General features: G+C 67.3%; 15 protein-coding genes and 1 pseudogene. 7 read left to right on the top strand and 9 right to left on the bottom strand.

Features of this window, described 5'->3' with window-relative positions:
• Positions 1 to 143: 143 nt before the first annotated feature.
• The 6 genes from PSm6_RS04515 to PSm6_RS04490 all read right to left on the bottom strand — a co-directional run bounded on the left by PSm6_RS04515 (position 144) and on the right by PSm6_RS04490 (position 7,112).
• Positions 144 to 1,814, bottom strand: a complete 1,671-nt coding sequence (locus PSm6_RS04515; RefSeq protein ID WP_265169662.1) for a flagellinolysin — start codon at positions 1,812 to 1,814, stop codon at positions 144 to 146.
• 82 nt (positions 1,815 to 1,896) lie between these two features.
• On the bottom strand, positions 1,897 to 3,183 hold the full coding sequence (locus PSm6_RS04510) for a mechanosensitive ion channel family protein (RefSeq protein WP_021220821.1): 1,287 nt from the start codon (positions 3,181 to 3,183) through the stop codon (positions 1,897 to 1,899).
• A gap of 153 nt (positions 3,184 to 3,336) precedes the next feature.
• A complete protein-coding gene (locus PSm6_RS04505; protein WP_265169661.1) occupies positions 3,337 to 4,158 on the bottom strand; it encodes a peptidoglycan DD-metalloendopeptidase family protein in 822 nt (273 codons plus the stop codon).
• Positions 4,159 to 4,161: 3 nt separating this feature from the next.
• Entirely contained in the window at positions 4,162 to 5,541 is a 1,380-nt protein-coding gene (gene xseA / locus PSm6_RS04500) for an exodeoxyribonuclease VII large subunit (protein WP_043240289.1), read from the bottom strand.
• A gap of 47 nt (positions 5,542 to 5,588) precedes the next feature.
• Complete coding sequence (locus tag PSm6_RS04495; protein WP_021220818.1) at positions 5,589 to 6,140, bottom strand: hypothetical protein; 552 nt, start codon at positions 6,138 to 6,140, stop codon at positions 5,589 to 5,591.
• 72 nt (positions 6,141 to 6,212) lie between these two features.
• Positions 6,213 to 7,112 carry a LysR family transcriptional regulator gene (locus tag PSm6_RS04490; protein ID WP_043240129.1) on the bottom strand — a complete coding sequence of 300 codons (900 nt, stop codon included), beginning with the start codon at positions 7,110 to 7,112 and terminating at the stop codon, positions 6,213 to 6,215.
• 109 nt (positions 7,113 to 7,221) lie between these two features.
• Between PSm6_RS04490 and PSm6_RS04485 the strand changes: the two genes are divergently transcribed.
• Entirely contained in the window at positions 7,222 to 8,001 is a 780-nt protein-coding gene (locus PSm6_RS04485; protein ID WP_265169660.1) for a sulfite exporter TauE/SafE family protein, read from the top strand.
• Between the two features lie 43 nt (positions 8,002 to 8,044).
• Here the strand turns inward: PSm6_RS04485 and PSm6_RS04480 are convergent, their stop codons facing one another.
• Complete coding sequence (locus PSm6_RS04480) at positions 8,045 to 9,400, bottom strand: OprD family outer membrane porin (protein ID WP_265169659.1); 1,356 nt, start codon at positions 9,398 to 9,400, stop codon at positions 8,045 to 8,047.
• 95 nt (positions 9,401 to 9,495) lie between these two features.
• Positions 9,496 to 10,209 (bottom strand): acid phosphatase, encoded by a 714-nt coding sequence (locus PSm6_RS04475; protein WP_265169658.1) that lies wholly within the window; start codon positions 10,207 to 10,209, stop codon positions 9,496 to 9,498.
• 521 nt (positions 10,210 to 10,730) lie between these two features.
• Here PSm6_RS04475 and guaB point away from each other — a divergent pair.
• The 6 genes and pseudogenes from guaB (at position 10,731) to tadA (ending at position 18,693) form a co-directional block, all read left to right on the top strand.
• Positions 10,731 to 12,200 carry an IMP dehydrogenase gene (gene guaB, locus PSm6_RS04470; RefSeq protein WP_184487520.1) on the top strand — a complete coding sequence of 490 codons (1,470 nt, stop codon included), beginning with the start codon at positions 10,731 to 10,733 and terminating at the stop codon, positions 12,198 to 12,200.
• A gap of 112 nt (positions 12,201 to 12,312) precedes the next feature.
• The gene (gene guaA / locus PSm6_RS04465) at positions 12,313 to 13,893 is read left to right on the top strand and encodes a glutamine-hydrolyzing GMP synthase (RefSeq protein WP_021220811.1); all 1,581 of its coding nucleotides are present in this window, start codon (positions 12,313 to 12,315) and stop codon (positions 13,891 to 13,893) included.
• A 179-nt stretch (positions 13,894 to 14,072) separates the two neighbouring features.
• Positions 14,073 to 15,092, top strand: a complete 1,020-nt coding sequence (locus tag PSm6_RS04460) for an extracellular solute-binding protein (protein WP_043240143.1) — start codon at positions 14,073 to 14,075, stop codon at positions 15,090 to 15,092.
• Positions 15,092 to 16,672: an ABC transporter permease gene (locus PSm6_RS04455; RefSeq protein ID WP_021220809.1), complete on the top strand. Its 1,581-nt coding sequence runs from the start codon at positions 15,092 to 15,094 to the stop codon at positions 16,670 to 16,672. The genes PSm6_RS04460 and PSm6_RS04455 overlap by 1 nt, the downstream gene beginning before the upstream one ends.
• Positions 16,673 to 16,841: 169 nt before the next feature.
• Positions 16,842 to 18,206: a multicopper oxidase family protein gene (locus tag PSm6_RS04450; protein WP_021220808.1), complete on the top strand. Its 1,365-nt coding sequence runs from the start codon at positions 16,842 to 16,844 to the stop codon at positions 18,204 to 18,206.
• A 2-nt stretch (positions 18,207 to 18,208) separates the two neighbouring features.
• Positions 18,209 to 18,693, top strand: a pseudogene (tadA, locus tag PSm6_RS04445) (tRNA adenosine(34) deaminase TadA).
• A 40-nt stretch (positions 18,694 to 18,733) separates the two neighbouring features.
• Here the strand turns inward: tadA and mltF are convergent.
• Positions 18,734 to 20,191, bottom strand: coding sequence for a membrane-bound lytic murein transglycosylase MltF (mltF, locus tag PSm6_RS04440; RefSeq protein WP_265169657.1), 1,458 nt, complete (start codon positions 20,189 to 20,191; stop codon positions 18,734 to 18,736).
• Positions 20,192 to 20,214 lie beyond the last annotated feature (23 nt).

Genomic DNA, 20,214 nt, shown 5'->3' with positions numbered 1-20,214 from the left:
TGAGCGGTTTTCATGCCGACAACCCTATTCACTCGGGTTGAATATGGCAAGGCTTGTCAGAAAATTGGTGATTTCGTGCGAAGGGATTGGTGAGGTGAGAGATTCTTGCTCGGAGGGAGGACAAACGTAGCGAGAATTGCGCGTCAGCCGAGGAGCGAGAGTACCGCCTGGGGCATCTGGTTGGCCTGCACCAGCATGCTTTGGGCCGCCTGCCGGAGAATCTGCTGGGACGCGAGGGTGGCGGACTCCGAGGCGAAGTCCGCATCGGTGATGCGCGAGCGGCTGGCGCTGGCGTTCTCGGCGATGTTCTGCAGGTTGGCGACGGTGTTGTCCAGGCGGTTCTGGATGGCACCCATGTAGGCCCGCTGGCGGTCCACGTAGGCGAGGGCGTCGTCGATGTCCATCACCGCCAGGCCCGGGGTCTTGATCAGGTTGACGTTGTTCAGCGCCATTGCCCCGGTGTTGAAGGAGGCGAGCCCGACGTCGATGGTTTCCCAGGCATTGGCGCCCACCTGCAGCGAGGTCTGCACGCCGTTACCGGTGGCGTTGGCGTCGAACAGCTTGGGCTCTTCCAGCGTGAAGCCCAGTGAGCCGGGCGTACCGGTGCCGCGGTTGGGCAGCACGTTTTCGGCGGTGAGCACATCGCCACCGTCGGCATCGAAGCCGCCGATGGCGCCGGTGTCCTCGTTGGTCAGGTCCATCCCGGCGATGAACGCGGCGCCGTTGGCGGAGAACTGGGTGCCGAAGTCGGCTGCACTGGCGAAGGCGCCACGGCTGGCGTTGGCCAGGGCGTCGTCGAGGGTGGAGTTGGCGTGGCCCGCCAGGTACTGCATCACGTCCTTGATGCCGTTGCCGCCGGCGGCCTTGATCTCGGCGTGCATGTAGCGCACCGCGGCGTAGGAGGCGGAGTAGCCGGCGCTGTTGCCGATGCCGCCGAAGGCGCCCACCACCGCGCCGATGCTGCTGGCGGCGATGTCACTGCGCAGGCGTTCGTCGGCGCCTTGCACGGCTTCCGCGGTGCCTTCCTTGAACCAGCCGGGCAGGGCGTTGAAGTTCATCGCCCGGCCCATCACCGCGTGGGTCATCTCGTGGGCCAGGACGCGGTCGGTGTACTGGCCCGGGTTGTCGCCGCCGTTGGGCAGGCTGGACCCATCGAAGTAGGCCAGGTTCACGTCGAGCACCTGGTTGTAGTACTTGCCCCCGGCACCGGGCGAGCCGGCGACCGAGGCGAGGGTTGTGCTGGAGGGGTCGTTGCTCAGAGTGATCTTCAGCGTGGCGCCGTCGGCCTTGATGCCGTAGGCGTCGAAGACGCGCTGCTCGCCCTCGCTGATCCAGAAGCCCTTGAGCGAGTTGAGCACCGCGCGCTCGTCCAGCTTGCCCAATTGCGAGCCGGAGGCCTGGCTGAAGATCTTGCGGCCGCCGAAGGTGGTGGTCTCGTTGACCCGGTTGATCTCTTCCAGGAGCTTCTGCGCCTCCTGGTTCAGTGCGGCGCGATCGGTCTCGGTGTTGGAGCCGTTCATGGCCTGGAGGCCGAGCGTACGGATGCGCTGCAGGGCGGTAGTCACGCTTTCCAGCGCGCCTTCTCCCACCTGCAGCATCGACATGCCGTCATTCGCGTTCCGCGTGGCGACGTTGAGCCCACGCACCTGGGATGTAAGGGCGTTGGAGATCTGCAAACCGGCGGCATCATCCTTGGCGCTGTTGATGCGCTGGCCGGTCGACAGACGCTGCATGGCCTTACCCAGTGCGTTGTCCGTGTTGCTCAACTGTCTACGCGTGAACGAGGAGGCGATGTTGGTATTGACCGTCAGCATCCCGTTTCTCGCTCGCACTACCGGAAATTCCGGTATCGACACTGCATCGGCGGGCGTACTGGCTTCTTGATGCCGCTTCGGCTCAGGCCGACGAGTGGTCGAAAGCTGCGGGAGCCGGGGCTTGTGGCTGCTGGGCGGGCAGCCGCAGCTCACGCATGTCGGCGCCGCTCGGGTGCTGGAACACGCGCAAGCCGAACTCCGGGAGGATCGCCAGCAGGTGGTCGAAGATGTCCGACTGGATGGCCTCGTAGCGCGCCCAGGCCGTGGTGTTGGTGAAGCAATACAGCTCCAGCGGCAGGCCGTCGGCGGTGGGGTTCAACTGGCGCACCAGCAGGGTCATGTCCTTGCGGATGTCGTCGTTGTGGCGCAGGTAGTTCTCCACGTAGGCGCGGAAGGTCCCCAGGTTGGTCAGCTGGCGGCTGTTGACCGGCACCCGCAGCGGCTCGTCGAGCTGGCTGTTCCAGCTCAGCAGTTCGCTCTCCTTGGCCTTCAGGTACTGATCCAGCAGGCGGAAGCGGCGCAACTGGGCGATCTCGTCGGCGACGAGGAAGTGCACGCTGTTCTGGTCCAGGTAGATGGAGCGCTTGATGCGCCGGCCGCCGGATTCCTGCATGCCGCGCCAGTTCTTGAACGAGTCGGTGATGAAGCGCTTGGTGGGGATGGTGGTGATGGTCTTGTCCCAGTTCTGCACCTTCACCGTGTGCAGGGCGATGTCGATCACGTCGCCGTCGGCGTTCAGCTGCGGCATCTCGATCCAGTCACCCACGCGGATCACGTCGTTGGAGGAGATCTGCACGCTGGCCACCAGGGACAGCAGGGTGTCCTGGAATATCAGCATCAGCACGGCCGCCATGGCACCCAGGCCGGAGAGCAGAATCAGCGGCGAGCGGTCGATCAGGGTGGCGACCATGAGGATCGCGCAGATGGCGAACACCAGGATCTTGATCACCTGCAGGTAGCCCTTGATCGGGTGCAGGTGAGCGTCCTTGCGCAACTGGTAGAGGGTGTTGATCAGGTCGAGCAGGGCGCTCAGGGCCAGCGCGATGGTCAGCACGATGAAGGCGCCGCAGACGTTGCGCACTACGGTGACCAGGGTTTCCGGCAGGCCGGGGATCAGGACCACGCCGCTGGAGAGGATCAGTGCCGGCACGATATTGGCCAGCCGCTTGATCATGCCGTTCTCGCCCAGGTGCGTGTTGCGGCCTACGGCGGTGGCGCTCAGGGCGCGATAGAGCCCGCGCACGAGAATGCGCTTGACCATCCAGTTGGCCAGCCAGGCACCCAGTACCAGCAGGGTGGAGGCGCAGAGAGTGAGGAGTTCGGGGTGGCCCTTCAGCCAGTCCATCCAGGTTGCCAGCTCGTGGGGCATGTGCGGCTCCATGTCAGCGGTGGGATCGGGCCGGCCGTTGCGGCGGGCCTCCGGAGCTGGCGGACCTTAGCAAAAATGCGCCGCTTGGCCCAGGCGACGTCTGTAAGGGGAATTGTATGGCGTGGCCGGCGGCGGGCTATTCCGCGCCGGAGGTCAGGGCTTGAAGGCGCCGATGAAGATGGCCGGGTCGACACGCGCATCGTTGAGGCTGACGTTCCAGTGCATGTGCGGCCCGGTGGCCCGGCCGGTGGCACCGACGCGGCCGACCACGCCGCCGCGCGGCAGTTGCTGGCCGAGCTTCACGTCCACTTTCGACATGTGGCAGAACATGCTGATCAGCCCCTGGCCGTGGTCGACGAACACCGTCTTGCCATTGAAGAAGTAGTCGCCGATGAGCACCACCTTGCCGGCCGCCGGTGCCTTGATCGGCGTACCGGCGCCCACGGCGAAGTCCAGGCCCGAGTGCGGGTTGCGCTCCTCGCCGTTGAAGAAGCGGCGCAGGCCGAAGGGGCTGGAGAGCGGCCCGTTCACCGGCTTGTCGAACAGCAGGTTGCTCGGCGTGCCCGGGGTGAAGCTGCGGTAGGCGCGGGTCTGCTCGGCCAGTTCGCGATCGATGCGCTTGAGGTCCTCGGGCAGCGGGTTCACCTGGCGGGTGTTCTTCAGGGTGATGCGCTGTTCCTTGTAGTGCTTGCTGCCGACGCTGAAGGACAGGCTGCGACCGTCGCTCACCTTCAATTGCTGGGTGCCGGCCTGGGTGCCGAGGGGAATGCCGACGATGGCGATCCAGTCGCGGCCCTCTTCCTTCACCACCAGCACGGGCTTGTCCTGGAAGCGCGCCGTCGGCGCCGTGGCGCCCTGGCCCAGTTGCACCACGGCAACGCCGCCGGGCACCGGTTTGTTCAGCAGGCGGCTGATGAAGCCTTCGGCCTGGGCGGGGAGGGTGACGACGAGAAGCAGGGCGAGCAGCAGGCGCATCTATCAATCCAGCAGGGAAAGGGTGACCGGGGTCAGGTGGTTGTCTTCGACTCGCACGTCGAGTTCGCCCTCGCCCAGGCGAGCCTTCAGGCGCTGGCCGGTACGGGTCTGGGCGGCGTTGCGGATGGCCTGGCCGCGTTCGTCGAGGAGGATGCTGTAGCCCCGGCCGAGGGTGGCCAGCGGGCTGACCGCATTGAGCGTCTGCACCTGGCTTTGCAGCTGCAGGCGGCGCTCCTTGAGGCCTTCCTGCATGGCGCGCGGCAGGCGCGCGGCGAGGCTGTCCAGGCGCTGACGCAGCAGGCTCAGGGCGCGGCCCGGGTGTTGTGCGGCCAGGCGTGTCTCCAGGCGCGCGAAGCGTTCCCGGCGGGTGCTCAGCTGGCGGTCGAGCGCGCGTTGCAGGCGCATCTCCAGGTCGTCGAGGCGCTGGGCCTGCTGGCGCAGGCGCTCGCCCGGGTGGCGCAGGCGGCGGGTCAGGCCGTCGACGCGCAGGTGGTGATGGGCGATCTGCTGCTGCATGCGCAGCACCAGGCGCCGCTGCAGGCTCTCCAGGCGTTGGCGCAGGCTGCTGGAATCCGGGGCCAGGAGTTCGGCGGCGGCGGATGGCGTGGGCGCGCGGACGTCAGCGACGAAGTCGGCGATGGACACGTCCGTCTCATGGCCCACGGCGCTGACGATGGGCGTCTGGCAGACGGCCACGGCGCGGGCCACGGCTTCCTCGTTGAAGCACCAGAGGTCTTCCAGCGAGCCGCCGCCCCGGGCCAGGATCAGCGCATCGAAGCCCTGGGCGTCGGCCCGCTCGATGGCGCGGACGATCTGCGTGGTGGCTTCGCGGCCCTGCACGGCGGTGGGCACCAGGGTCAGTTCCACCTGTGGGGCGCGGCGGCGGAACACGCTGATGATGTCGCGGATCACCGCACCGGTGGGCGAACTGACGATGCCGATGCGCTGCGGGTGGGCGGGCAGCGGGCGCTTGGATTCGGCGTCGAACAGGCCTTCGGCGGCGAGCTTGTCCTTCAGGGCCTCGAAGGCCAGGCGCAGGGCACCGTCACCGGCGGGCTCCACGGCATCGGCGATCATCTGGTAGTCGCCACGGCCCTCGAACAACGAGACCTTGCCGCGCACCTTCACCGCCAGGCCGTCGCGCAGCGCCTGGCGCACCTTGGCGGCGTTCTGCCGGAACAGCGCGCAGCGCACCTGGGCCTGGCTGTCCTTGAGGGTGAAGTAGAGGTGGCCGGACGCGGGCTTGGCCAGGTTGGAGATTTCGCCTTCCACCCAGACCTGGGGGAACACGTCCTCCAGCAGATGGCGGGCACGCTGGTTGAGCTGGCTGACGGTCAGCACCTCGCGGTCGAGGCCGAGCCGTTGGAAGGGGTCTTTGAACATGAGCGGCATGATACGGGCGGCGATGGCCCGCGCTCAATGCGTGCCGTTCAGTCGTGCACCTCGACCAGGCGCACGGGGAAGCCCAGGCGGTCGGCGAAGGCAGCGAGGAAGGCGCGGCTGAAGCCGGCTTCCAGCCAATCGTTGAAGACGAACGCCAGGTTGGAGAAGCCGCAGGCCTGCAGATAAAGGAAGCCGTTGATGTCGTCTTCGAAACCGCATTCGGGGCAGGTGAAGTTATCGGTTTCGCCCGGCCACCACTCTTCCAGGCTTTCGAACAGCGGCTCACCGACCTCGCGGCGGCACTCCGGGCAGCCGGCCTCGTGCAGGAAGCCACGGGCGGGGGTGTAGATGCAGCGCTTGTCGACGATTTCCAACCCGGCGCCGGGCTTGCCCAGCGGCAGCCGGTCGGGATGTTCGACCACCTGGCGCGCCCCGGATGCGACGGCGTGGACCATGCGGTTGCCGCCCCGGGCGAAGGCGCTGGGGAAGGCCTCGACCACACCCTGGCGCACCAGCCAGCGCAGCATGCGGCCGGCCAGGGCATGGTGGCCGGGCACGGTGGAAATCTGCGGGACGATGATCAGTTGACGGGTTTCCACACGGGGCTCCGAGGGATCAGGGGCGCGCAGCTTAACCGCCAGTCGGCGGGCGTCAACCGCGAGGCGACGGAATCAGCCTGCGCCCAGTTGCTGGCGGAAGTGCTCCACCAGGCCCTGGCTCAGGGGCGTGGCATCGTGGCGCCAGGCCAGGGCGACCTGGCTGTCGCAGTCGGCATCGGCCAGTGCCATGAAACGCACCCCGGCAGGCGCGATGGCGCGCATCGAGGCGGGCACCAGGGCGACGCCGAGCCCGGCTTCGATGAGTTGCAGCTGGCTGGTCTTGCGTGAGACGGCGCGGGCCGCACGGGGAAAGAAGCCCTGGCGCAGGCAGAGTTCGGCGGCACGGTAGCTGAGGCCGCCGCGCTGCATGTGCGGCACCGAAACGAAGGGTTCGTCCGCCAGGCGGGCGAGGGGGATGGGCTCTGCCTCATCGGCCAGCGGGTGCTCGGCGGCCACGGCCAGCAGCAGCGGCTCGCGGTACAGCGGCTGCAGGGCGAGGCCGGGGTACTGGCGCAGCACCGGCAGGCGCAGCAGGCACACATCCAGGCGGCCTTCCTGCAAGTCGGCCAGTTGCTGCTCGGAGGATTGCTGGACGATCTCCAGGTTCACCCCTGGGTGCCGCTCCAGGTAGTTGCGCAGGGGCGTCTGCAAGGGCGTGCCCAGGGGCACCGAGCTGGAGTGGCTGAGGCGCAGGGTGCCGTGCTGGCCCTGGCCGACCTGGCGGGCCAGTTCGCCGGCGGCTTCCAGGTCCTGCAGCAGGCGCAGTGCCAGGGGGTGGAAGGTGCGCCCCGCCGGGGTCAGCTCGACCTGGCGCGGGCCGCGCTCCAGCAGCGGGGTGGCGAGGTGGGTTTCCAGTTCGCGCATCTGCCGGCTGAGGGCCGACTGGGCGATGTACAGGCGTTCGGCCGCGCGGCTGAAGCTGCCGCTCTCGACGATCTCGATGAAATAGCGCAGTTGTCGTAATGAGATCACGGGGGCTCCTGCCATGCCTTTTGGAGATGGGTCGAGACGGTGGATTGTATTGGCCCGATGCCTGCCGCGCTCGCTAGATTGGCGGCACTTCCCTGTCGAGCGCCGTTCCATGAGTGTCGAAAGCCTGTTCGCCCTGCTGTCGTTTTCGCCGACCGACTGGTTGCTCATCGCGGGGACCATCGTCCTGGCCTATGTGGTGTTCGGCATCGCCGGCTTCGGCACGGCGTTGGTGGCCGGGCCGCTGCTGGTGAGCAGCCTGCCCATGGCGCGGATCATCCCGCTGCTGGTGCTGCTGGATTTCGTCGCCTCCGCCGGCAGCTGGTTCACGGCGCGCCAGGCGGTGGCCGGGAGTGAGCTGCGTCGGCTGTTGCCCTGCATGGCGCTGGGCTGCGCCATTGGCGCCTACGGGCTGGTGAACCTGGATGCCGAGTTGCTGATGCTGCTGTTCGGCCTGTTCGTTTGTGCCTATGCCGTCTGGTCGCTGTTCCTGCAGCCGGTGCGGCAGGCACCGATGAAGCCCCTCTGGGTGGTGCCCTTCGGTGTCTTCGGCGGCACCTTCGGGGCGCTGTTCGGCAGCGGAGGTTTCCTCTATGCGCTGTACCTGAGCGGCCGTTTGCCCGAGAAGGAGCAGATCCGCGCGACCCAGAGTGCGCTGATCGGCTGCAGCACCCTGGTGCGCCTGGGGCTGTTCGTCGTGGCCGGGCTCTATGCTGACTGGCAGATACTGCTGCTCGCCCTGAGCCTGCTGCCGGCCATGGCGCTGGGGCTGTGGATAGGCCGGCGCCTGACCCTGCGCCTGTCCCGCGAGGCCTTTGTGCGGCTGGTCACCTGGCTGGTGCTGTGCAGCGGCGTGGCGCTGGTGGCGCGCTACCTGGCGCTGCAGCCTTGAGTGGCGCGCCGCCCGCTGCGCCACTGAAGCGGGCGGCGCGGGGCTAGAACAGCTCCAGCGGGTATTGGATGCGCAGGCGCGTCTGGTCGATGGAGGCGTCTGCGTAGGCGCGGTTGCTGCGGTGCCAGATCTGCGTGGCGCGCAGGTGCAGGTTCTTCAGCGGGCCGCTGGCGAAGGTGTAGCCGAGGTCCAGGTCCAGCTCGTGGTGCTTGCCGTCGCGACCGTAGAGCCCGTGGTAGATGCTGTGGCTAGGGGCATGGCTGCCGTCTGCGCCCCAGCCCCGCTGGTAGCGCAGGGCCAGGTTCAGCTCCGGCAGGCCCAGCCAGTGCAGGCGCTGGTCATAGCGAAGCTGCCAGGAGCGCTCACGGGGCCCGTTGAAGTCCGAATACGCGGCGGCGTTGGCCAGGACGATCGACTGGCTGCTCTGCCCATCACCGAAGCCGATGTAGTCGAAGGGCGTGTCCGAGAAGGTGCGCTGGTAGGCCAGGGTCAGGCGGTGCGCGCCCAAACGGTAGGCGATGGCGTGGGAGCCGATCAGGTTGTCGATGGGGCCGAACAGCGAGGCGCCACTGTTGCGGGTGCGATAGAGGTGGGTGCTGTTGCTCAGGGTGCCGGCGCCGAGCGCCTGTTCGTGGCCCAGGTGCAGGTAGTGCTGGGTCCAGACGTCCTCCAGCTGGCCCAGGTAATAGGAGAGGCTCCAGGGTTCGCCGCGATGGCTGAGCCCTATATAGCTGGCGCTGTGGATATCGATGCCGCGCCGGTCCGGGCGGCCGACGACGGTGGAGATGGCGCCACGGTTCTTGCTTTCGGTGGGGCCGGAAAGCGCGGTGAAACGCGCCGCCTCCAGTTGCAGCCTGGCCCAGTCGCCCTGCAGGTGCAGGCCGTGGGCCATGCCGGGGATGATGCGACTGTTGTCCGCCGCCAGCACCGGCGCCTGGGTGCTGAAGTTGCCGTACTTGAGCTGCGCATCGGCGATTTTCAGCTTGAGCGCGCCGCCGGCCTTGCCGTGGCTGTCTCGCGGGTGGCCCTGGCCGTCCACCGCCAGGGTGCCCGTGCCGGTGCGCCCGCCGCCGCTGTCGAGTTTGAACGCAGCCATGGCTAAGGCATCGACGCCCAGGCCGATGAGGCCGGGCGTGAAGCCCGAGTGGTAATGCAGCTGTACGGACTGTCCCCATTCCTGGCGGTAGCCGTTGCGTTCGTCGCGGGGTTTATAGCGGTTGCGCCCGGCGTTGTTCGGGCCATCGCGGAAGTCGCGGGCAAAGTACTGGTTGTCGAAGAACAGGCGGGCGTCGCCCTGGGCGAGAACGTCGCTCCAGGAGGTCTCCTGCGCCTGGGTGTGGCAGGCGAGGGCGGTCAGCAGTGGCAGGCAGAGGGGGAGGGCGAGGCGATTCACGAACATGGTGTCGCTCCTTCTTATCGAGGCTACGGCTCCCTGCGTCGGGTGGTGCCTTCCATGGCGGGCCGCGGCGTCACCCACCGCGGCCCGGGTGGGCGTCACTCCAGGGCGAGGTTGCTTCTCACCTCGCGCCGGGCGTGCTCGAAGTCACGCAGGGCGCCGGGGTTCTTCAGCAGTTCGTTGGCGAGTACCGCCGCGGATATGCGCCCGCCTTCCAGGTCGGTGGGGTAGTGCACGCCCGCCACCACGCGGCTTTGCGCGGCGGCTGCCGCCCGGGCGAAGAGTTCGGCGCGGTGCTCCGGCACCATCTTGGCCAGCAGGATGGCGGTGAGGTAGGCATCCATCGTGTGGCCGCTGGGGTAGGACTCGCCCATGGGGGGCGGCAGTATCGGCTTCACCTCCTGGCTGAGTTCGTAGGGGCGGGGGCGGGCGAAGTGGTGCTTGGCGGGCATCAGCGTCTGTTCCAGGTCCACCAGCACGCGGCGGAAGAAGTGCGCGGTCTGTGGGTGCCGCTCGACGGTGAACTCCGCCCCGAGGATGCCCTGGGCGAAGGGGAAGGCCGCGTCGTCGAGGTGGTCGTCGCGCTTGGCCTGCTCCACCTGCTGCGGGGTGCGCTGGCGCTGGACGAGCAGCACGGTATCGAGGTCGAGGCGGTCTTCGGCGGTGCCGGCGGGCGGCGGCGGTGGCAGGTACTCCGCGAGCTCCAGCGTCCGTTGCGGCAGGTAGGGCATGAGTTCCGGCTGCGTGGCCTGGGTGGCCGGGCTCAGGATCAGCAGCAGGGTGGCGAAAAGGGGCCAGGGTGAACGGGTCATGACGATGTCCTTTGCTCGGGGCGAACGGGTGTCGCCGCTTGATGGGCGGTGGTGGTGAGCGGGCGGGAGGTCTGGGGGCGCCTGGGGGCGGTGCGCGCGGGGCGCTCGGTGCAGCGGGAAGGTGGTGCGGGGATGGAGCCTGGCAGGGTGGGGCGGTCGCGGATCGCCGGTGCTGCGCTTGCGGCGGAACCAGGCGCGGCCGTTGCGTTGCCCAGGGGGATCGGCCAGCGTCGAGTCGGCGGGGGACGGATGGAGGGCAAGGGGCTGGCGCATGGTTCCCACTCTTTATTCTTGTCGTTATCGGCGTCGGCGAACGCGCCCTGCCTGGGGCGCAGCGTCATGGGGGAGTATCGGAATACCCGGCGCGGCGCGGCTATCCTGCAGATGCGGGATGGCACTCCATCGGAAAGGGTGGTACGGCAGTGAAGAAGGTGAGGCCGAAGGTAACGGTTTCATTGAGCGCGCCATCACAGCTGAGATATAATGCCGCGCTTCCAATTTTCCCGCCTGGGAGCCCCGCCATGCTGCGCATCAGCCAAGAAGCCCTCACCTTCGACGACGTACTCCTGATCCCGGGGTATTCCGAGGTCCTGCCGAAGGACGTCAGCCTCAAGACCCGCCTGACGCGCGGCATCGAGTTGAATATCCCCCTGCTGTCCGCCGCGATGGACACCGTGACCGAAGCCCGTCTGGCTATCGCCATGGCGCAGGAAGGCGGCATCGGCATCATCCACAAGAACATGACCGTCGAGCAGCAGGCTGCCGAGGTCCGCAAGGTGAAGAAGTTCGAGGCCGGCGTGGTCAAGGACCCGATCACCATCGAGGCCGACGCCACCGTGCGCGACCTGTTCGAACTGACCCGCCAGCACAACATCTCCGGTGTACCGGTGCTGTCCAACGGTGACCTGGTGGGCATCGTCACTTCCCGTGACGTCCGCTTCGAAAACCGCCTGGACGCCCGCGTCCGTGACGTGATGACGCCGAAAGAGCGCCTGGTCACCGTCAAGGAAGGTGCCGACAAGAACACCGTCCGCGAGCTGCTGCACAAGCACCGCATCGAGAAGGTCCTGATCGTCGACGATGCCTTCAACCTGAAGGGCATGATGACCGTGAAGGACATCGAGAAGGCCAAGGCCTATCCGCTGGCCAGCAAGGACGACCAGGGTCGCCTGCGCGTCGGCGCTGCCGTCGGCACCGGCGCCGACACCGCTGACCGCGTCACCGCGCTGGTGAATGCCGGCGTCGACGTGATCATCGTCGACACCGCCCACGGCCACTCCAAGGGCGTGATCGACCGCGTTCGCTGGGTCAAGCAGACCTTCCCCGACGTCCAGGTGATCGGCGGCAACATCGCCACCGGCGAAGCCGCCAAGGCCCTGGCCGAAGCGGGCGCCGATGCGGTCAAGGTCGGCATCGGCCCGGGCTCCATCTGCACCACCCGTATCGTCGCCGGCGTCGGCGTCCCGCAGATCTCCGCAGTCGCCAACGTCGCCGCTGCCCTGGCCGGCACCGGCGTTCCGCTGATCGCCGACGGCGGCATCCGTTACTCCGGTGACCTGTCCAAGGCCATCGTCGCCGGCGCCTCCGCCGTGATGATCGGCTCCATGCTGGCCGGTACCGAAGAGGCCCCGGGCGAGGTCGAGCTGTTCCAGGGCCGTTCCTACAAGGCCTACCGTGGCATGGGTTCGCTGGGTGCCATGGCCCAGGCCCAGGGTTCCTCCGACCGCTACTTCCAGGACTCCTCCGCCGGTGCCGAGAAGCTGGTTCCGGAAGGCATCGAAGGCCGCGTGCCCTACAAGGGCACCATGTCCGCGATCGTTCACCAACTGATGGGCGGCCTGCGCGCCTCCATGGGCTACACCGGCTGCGCCACCATCGAAGAGATGCGCACCAAGCCGGAGTTCGTGCGCATCACCGGCGCCGGCATGGCCGAGTCCCATGTGCATGACGTGCAGATCACCAAAGAGGCGCCCAACTACCGCGTAGGTTAAGGGGCCGCGTAACAGGTGCTGGAAGCTGGAAGCTGGAGGACGGAAGCATGACTTTCGCCCTGCACTTCCAGCTTCTGGCTTTCAGCTTCAAGCTCTTTCCGAAGGAAAGCTCATGGCCAATCAAGATATCCACGCCCACCGCATCCTGATCCTCGACTTCGGTTCCCAGTACACCCAGCTGATCGCTCGCCGCGTTCGCGAGATCGGCGTGTACTGCGAGATCCACCCGTTCGACATGGAAAACGATGCCATCCGCGCCTTCGCGCCCAAGGGCATCATCCTCGCCGGCGGCCCGGAGTCGGTACACGAGGCCAACAGCCCGCGCGCTCCGCAAGCGGTGTTCGATCTCAACGTCCCGCTGTTCGGCATCTGCTACGGCATGCAGACCATGGCCGAGCAATTGGGCGGCAAGGTCCAGGGGTCCGACCTGCGCGAGTTCGGCTACGCCCGTGTCGACGTGGTCGGCAAGGCCCGCCTGCTCGATGGCATCGAAGACCATGTCGACGCTGACGGCCTGTTCGGCCTCGACGTGTGGATGAGCCACGGCGACAAGGTCACTGCCATGCCCGAGGGCTTCCACATCCTCGCCAGCACCCCGAGCTGCCCGATCGCCGCCATGGCCGACGACAGCCGTGCCTACTACGGCGTGCAGTTCCACCCGGAAGTGACCCACACCAAGCAGGGCGGTCGCATCCTCTCCCGCTTCGTGCTGGACATCTGCGGCTGCGAAGCCCTGTGGACCCCCTCCAACATCGTCAGCGACGCCATCGCCACCGTGCGCGCCCAGGTGGGCAGCAACAAGGTGCTGCTGGGCCTGTCCGGCGGTGTCGACTCCTCGGTGGTCGCGGCGCTGCTGCACAAGGCCATCGGCGACCAGCTGACCTGCGTCTTCGTCGACAACGGCCTGCTGCGCCTGCACGAGGGTGACCAGGTGATGGCCATGTTCGCCGAGAACATGGGCGTCAAGGTGATCCGCGCCAACGCCGAAGAGCTGTTCCTCGGTCGCCTGGCCGGTGTCTCCGACCCGGAAGAGAAGCGCAAGATCATCGGCCGCACTTTCATCCAGGTGTTCGATGAGGAAGCCACCAAGCTGAAGGACGTGAAGTTCCTCGCCCAGGGCACCATCTACCCCGACGTGATCGAGTCGGCCGGCGCCAAGACCGGCAAGGCCCACGTGATCAAGTCCCACCACAACGTCGGCGGCCTGCCGGAAGACATGCAGTTCTCCCTGGTGGAGCCGCTGCGCGAACTGTTCAAGGACGAAGTGCGCAAGCTCGGCCTCGAACTGGGCCTGCCCTACGACATGGTCTACCGCCACCCCTTCCCGGGCCCGGGCCTGGGTGTGCGCATCCTCGGCGAGGTGAAGAAGGAGTACGCCGACCTGCTGCGTCGTGCCGACCACATCTTCATCGAAGAGCTGCGTGCCTTCGACTGGTACCACAAGACCAGCCAGGCCTTCGTGGTGTTCCAGCCGGTGAAATCCGTCGGCGTGGTCGGTGACGGCCGTCGCTACGCCTGGGTCGTTGCCCTGCGTGCGGTGGAAACCATCGACTTCATGACCGCCCGCTGGGCGCACCTGCCCTACGAGCTGCTGGAGAAGGTCTCCAACCGCATCATCAACGAGATCGAAGGCATCTCCCGCGTCACCTACGACGTGTCGAGCAAACCGCCGGCGACCATCGAGTGGGAATGACGGCGCACGCCTGAAGGCAGCGTCGAAGGCGCGGACCGCATGCGGTCCGCGCCTTTTTCATATCCGCCATCGCTTCCTCTCATCTGCCGCAGCAACCTGTCGCAGCCTTTTCTTGAGAACGAAGCGCAGTTGATCCGTATAATCGTTTCCGATTATTGCTGAGTTGATAGGAGTGGCTTATGTCGGCACGTCTCGTAACTGCGTTGGCCCGCGTCTGCGGCGCCGGTGTTCTGTCCCTCGGTCTGTTGCTGCCCATGGCGGCCCGGGCCGACGACGCGGTGACCCTGACTCTGTACAACGGGCAGCACGAAGCGACCGGCAAGGCCGTCGCCGAGGCCTTCACCAAAGCGACCGGCATCCAGGTGCGCATCCGCAAGGGTGGCGGTGGCCAGCTGGCCAACCAGATCGCCGAAGAGGGCGAGCGCTCGCCCGCCGACATCATCTACACCGAAGAAGCGCCGCCGCTGATCAAGCTGGCCGGCCAGGGCATGTTGGCCAAGGTGGATGACAGCTCCCTCAAGCAGGTTGAGCCGCAGTTCGCCGACCCCGCCGGCAACTGGATCGGCGTCACCTCGCGTGTGCGCGTGCTCGCCTACAACCCCGAGGAACTGGGCGACCAGGCCCTGCCGCAAAGCGTGCTCGATGTGGCCGACCCGGAATGGAGCGGCAAGATCGCCTTCGTGCCCAGCAGCGGTGAGTTCCTTGGCCAGGTGGCCGCCATCATCAAGCTGGAAGGCCGCGAGAAGGCCGAGGAATGGCTGACCGGCCTCAAGGCCTTCGGCTCCACCTACACCAACAACGTCATCGCCATGAAGGCAGTGGAGAACGGTGAAGTCGCCGCCGCGCTGATCAACAGCTACTACTGGATGGCGCTGAAGAAAGAGAAGGGCGAGCTGAAGAGCAAGCTGCACTACTTCGCCGACGGCGATGCCGGCGGCCTGGCCAGCGTCTCCGGCGTGGCGGTGGTGAAAGCCAGCAAGCACCCGAAGGAGGCCCAGCAGTTCGTCGCCTTCATGCTCAGCGAAGAGGGCCAGAAGGCCATCCTCAGCCAGTCCGCCGAATACCCGGTGAACCAGAAGGTGTCGGCCGACCCGCTGCTCAAGCCCTATGACCAACTGCGCCCGCCCAAGCTCACCGCCGCCGACATCGGCCTGGCGGAGGACGCCCTGGAGCTGGAGCGTGAGGTCGGGCTGAACTGATGCAAGCCGAAGTCCTGGACCCGGCCCTGGCGGCCTCGGCATCGAAACCCCTCGGCCGTCGTCGCCGCTCCCCGCCCATCTGGCTGCAGGTGCCGGTCCTGGCATTGTTGCTGGTCGCCGCGCTGCCCCTGTTCTACGTGGCCGTGCGCAGCTGGGAATCCGGCTGGCACACCGCCTGGCAGCTGCTGTGGCGCCCCTTCGTGTTCCACCTGCTGGCCAACACCATGAAGCTGATGGTGCTGGTGACCGCCGGTTGCGTACTGCTCGGCTTGGCTCTGGCCTGGTGCGTGGAGCGCAGCGACCTGCGCTGGCGCCGCCAGTGGAACGTGCTGCTGTGCCTGCCCTTTGCGATTCCGGCCTTCGTGGCCGGTTTCTCGTGGATCTCCATCAGCCCGGTGTTCGAGGGCCTCGGCGGCACGGCGCTGGTGATGATCCTGTCCAAATACCCGCTGATCTACCTGCCGGTGGTGGCCACGCTGCGTAACCTCGACCCGGCGCTGGAAGAGTCCGCGCGCATGCTCGGCTACACCCGGCGCCAGGTGTTCTGGCGGGTGACCCTGCCGCTGCTGCGGCCGACCCTGATGGGCACCGGGCTGCTGGTGGCGCTGCACATGCTGGTGGAATTCGGCGCGCCGTCGATCATGCGCTACCAGACCTTCACCACCGCTATCTATCAGCAGTTCGAGCTGGAATTCAGCAACGCCAACGCGGCGATGCTTTCGGCGCTGCTGCTGGCCCTGTGCATGTTGATGATGGGCATGGAACTGCGCCTGCGCGGGCGCGGCTTCGCCCGTACCGGGCAAGGCGTGGCGCGACGCACCGCGCCGGTGCGCCTGGGCCTGTGGAACTGGCCGATCCAGGTGCTGCTGGTGGCGCTGGTGGTGATCGGCTCGGGCACGCCGCTGGCCATGCTCGGCTTCTGGATCCACGAAGGCAGTTCGGCGGCCTTCCCGCTGATGGACATCCTGCGCACCCTGGGGTCGTCGCTCTACCTGTCCTTCGGCGGCGCGCTGATCAGCTGCCTGCTGGCATTGCCGGTGGGGCTGGTGGTGGTGCGCTACCACGGGCGCCTGGCGCGTCTGGCCGAACGCCTGCCCTACCTGTTGCACGCGTTGCCGGGGCTGGTGATCGCCCTGTCCCTGGTGTTCTTCGCCCTGGGTTATGCGCCGGCGCTGTACCAGACCACGTTGCTGTTGCTGGTGGCCTACGCGCTGCTGTTCATGCCCATGGCCCAGTCGCCGATCCGCGTGGCGCTGGAGAAGGCCTCGCCGCAGCTGGAGGAGGCCGCACGCACCCTCGGGCAGACGTCGTTCAAGGCCTTCCTGCGGGTGACGCTGCCGATCATCTTCCCGGCCATCGGCGCCGGTTTCGTGCTGGTGTTCCTCGACTGCATGAAGGAGCTGACGGCCACCCTGATCCTCGGCCCCACCGGGCTGGATACGCTGGCCACCGCCGTCTGGTCGCACACCGCCAACCTGGAGTACGCCGCCGCTGCGCCCTACGCCGCGTTGATCGTGCTGGTGTCCGGGCTGCCGGTGTACCTGCTCACCACCCGCGCCTACCTGGGCCGCAACCGCTAGGCGGCTGTGGCATCTGGCCACGGCCCGGCGCTGCCCTGATGCACAGGGGCTGTGCCAGAATGTGCCACCCGTGAGCCGGCCCATGCAGGCCGGCCCTTCCTGTCGCCGCAGAGCGACAACGCACCGCCTGATGGCCCCGCGAAGCATTACTCACAGGAGCCTGGATTCCGTGTCATTCACCCGCAGACAGATTCTCGGTGGCCTGGTCGGCCTCGGCGTGGTCGGCTTGGGCGCCGGCGGCGCCCGCTACTGGCTGGGTCGCAGCCTCGACGCCAAGACCCACGACTACGAACTGATCGCCGCCCCGCTGGACCTGGAGCTGGTCTCCGGCCACGTCACCCCGGCCTGGGCCTATGGCGGCCAGGCACCCGGCCTGGAGCTGCGCTCGCGCCAGGGCGACTGGCTGCGCGTGCGCTTCATCAACAAGCTCGACGAGCCCACCACCATCCACTGGCACGGCATCCGCCTGCCCCTGGAGATGGACGGCGTGCCCTATGTCTCGCAGCTGCCGGTGCTGCCGGGCGAGTATTTCGACTACCGCTTCCGCACCGATGACGCCGGCAGCTTCTGGTACCACCCGCACCTGTCCAGCGCCGAGCAGCTGGGGCGCGGCCTGGTCGGCCCGCTGATCGTCGAAGAGCGCGAGCCCAGCGGCTTCCGCCACGAGCGCGTACTCAGCCTGAAGACCTGGCACGTGGACGAGGAGGGCGCCTTCACCCAGTTCAGCGTGCCCCGCGAGGCGGCCCGCGAAGGCACCCGGGGTCGCCTGACCACCATCAATGGCAAGCCGGCGCCGACCCTCGAACTGCCCGCCGGGCAGGTGGTGCGCCTGCGCCTGCTCAACCTCGACAGCACCATCACCTACCGCCTCAACATGCCGGGCGCGGAGGTGCGCATCTATTCGCTGGACGGCCACCCGGTGGCGCCGCGCGACCTGGGCAAGGAGTACTGGCTCGGCCCGGGCATGCGTATCGAACTGGCGCTCAAGGTGCCGGCCGCCGGCCAGGAACTGCCGCTGCGCAACGGACCGCTGCGCCTGGCGACCCTGAAAAGCATCGCCACCGAGGAGGCTGCCGGTGACTGGCCGCCCGCGCTGCCGGCCAACCCGGTGCCGGAGCCGGACCTGGAAAAGGCCGAGACCCTCAGCTTCAAGTTCGAATGGGCGGCGACCCTGACCAGCGCCGCCGGCCGGCCGAGCAACTACTGGCAGATCAACGGCAAGGCCTGGGACATCCAGGACAAGACCTGCGCCGACCGCCCCATCGCCACATTGAAGAAGGGCGGCCACTACATCTTCGAGCTGCGCAACATGGCCCAGTACCTGCACCCGATCCACCTGCACGGCATGGCCTTTAAGGTGATCGGCTCGGACCGCAAGGCCATCATTCCCTACTTCACCGACACCTATCTGCTGGGCAAGAACGAGACCGCGCGCATCGCCCTGGTGGCCGATAACCCCGGCGTGTGGATGTTCCACTGCCACGTCATCGACCACATGGAGACCGGCCTGATGGCCGCGATCGAGGTGGCCTGAGGATGCGCCAGCCGATGATCGTCGACCGCAGCCGTGACGAGGACTTCATGCGTGAAGCCCTGGCGCTCGCCGCCGAGGGCGCGGCCCTGGGCGAGGTGCCGGTCGGCGCGGTGCTGGTGCAGGACGGCCAGGTGATCGGGCGCGGCTTCAATTGCCCGATCTCCCGTCACGACCCCAGCGCCCACGCCGAGATGGTCGCCATCCGCGATGCGGCACTGGCGGTGGAAAACTATCGGCTGGTGGGCAGCACCCTCTACGTGACCCTGGAGCCCTGCAGCATGTGCGCCGGGCTCATCGTCCATTCGCGTGTGGCGCGGGTGGTCTACGGCGCCACCGAGCCCAAGGCGGGGGTGGCGATCAGCCGTGGGCAGTTCTTCACCCAGGACTTCCTCAACCACCGGGTGCTGGTGGAGGGGGTGTATTGGCGGGGGAGTGCGGAGCGATCCTCAGCGAATTCTTCAAGATGCGACGTTCGCTGAAGGGCTGAGGGGCCGGTATCCGCTAGCTGCTTTCAGGCGCTAAGAGACTCAGAGCGGTGGGGTGTCTTCGCTGGGCTTGCGCTTGTCGATGCCGGGAACGTGCAGGTTGCTTTCGGCCACCTGCGAGCCTTCCATCTGCGGCTGGGTCACCCAGGTGAGGATGTCGTAGTAGCGGCGGATGTTCTGCACGAAGTGCACGGTTTCGCCGCCGCGGGCATAGCCGTAGCGGGTCTTGCGGTACCACTGCTTCTGCGACAGGCGCGGCAGCATCTGCTTCACGTCCAGCCACTTGTTCGGGTTCAGGCCTTCGGCCTCGGCCAGCTTGCGCGCGTCCCCCAGGTGGGCGATGCCGATGTTGTAGGCGGCCAGGGCGAACCAGGTGCGATCCGGCTCCAGCAGCTCATCGGCCAGCCCCTGCTTGATCATGCCGAAGTACTTGCTGCCGCCGACGATGCTCTGCTTGGGGTCCAGGCGGTTGGCCACGCCCATGGCCTTGGCGGTGTCCTGGGTCAGCATCATCAGGCCGCGCACGCCGGTCTTGGAGGTGGCGGTGGGCTGCCAGAGGGACTCCTGGTAGCCGATGGCGGCCAGCAGGCGCCAGTCCACCTGATTGTCCTGGGAGGCCTGGCGGAAGTGCTGTTCGTATTTGGGCAGGCGCTGCTGCAGGTGCTTGGCGAAGGTGTAGGCGCCGACATAGCCGAGTACGTCGACATGGCCGTAGTAGCGATCCTTGAGGCGCTGCAGGGTGCCGTTTTCCTTGGCCTTGTCGAGGAAGCCGTTGACCTCGTTGAGCAGGCTGTCGTCCTCGCCGGGGGCGACCGCCCAGGCCAGGTTGCTGGCATCGCCCAGGTCGAAGGCGACGCGCACGTTGGGGAAGTACACCTGGTTCATCGCCAGTTCGTTGGAGTCCACCAGGGTCAGGTCGATCTGCCCTTCATCGACCATGCGCAGCAGGTCGACGATCTCCACTTCGTCGGACTCCTCGTACTTCAGCTCCGGGTACTGCACCTTCAGCGCGGCCAACTGCTCGGCGTGGCTGCTGCCCTTGAGCACCAGGATGCGCTGGCCGACCAGGTCTTCCGGGCGGGTGGGGCGACGTTCGCCATTGCGGTAGATGACCTGCGGCGTGACTTCCAGGTACGGATGGGAGAAGCGCGACTCATGCTGGCGTGCGTCGCTGGCCACCAGGCCGGCGGCGGCGAGCACCGGGCCGTTGGCCTGGCCAAGGCGGGCGAAGAGGTCGTCGAGGTTGTCGGCGGTCTCGATCTGCAGCTCGACGCCCAGGTCGTCGGCGAAGCGTTTCACCAGCTCGTACTCGAAGCCGGTTTCGCCATTGCGGTCCTGGAAGTAGGTGGCCGGGCTGTTACGGGTGACCACGCGTAGAACACCCTCCTCCTGAATGCGCTCGAGGGTGGACGGCTGTTTACAGCCTCCGAGCAGCAGGAGGATTCCGGTCGCCAATAGCCAGACGGCACGACGCTTGCGGAACACGGGTGGGGTGAACATCGGCGCAGTATACGCAAACCCCG

Source organism: Pseudomonas solani, from assembly GCF_026072635.1.
GTDB classification, from domain to species: domain Bacteria; phylum Pseudomonadota; class Gammaproteobacteria; order Pseudomonadales; family Pseudomonadaceae; genus Metapseudomonas; species Metapseudomonas solani.
This window is presented reverse-complemented; position numbering and strand designations above follow the sequence as displayed.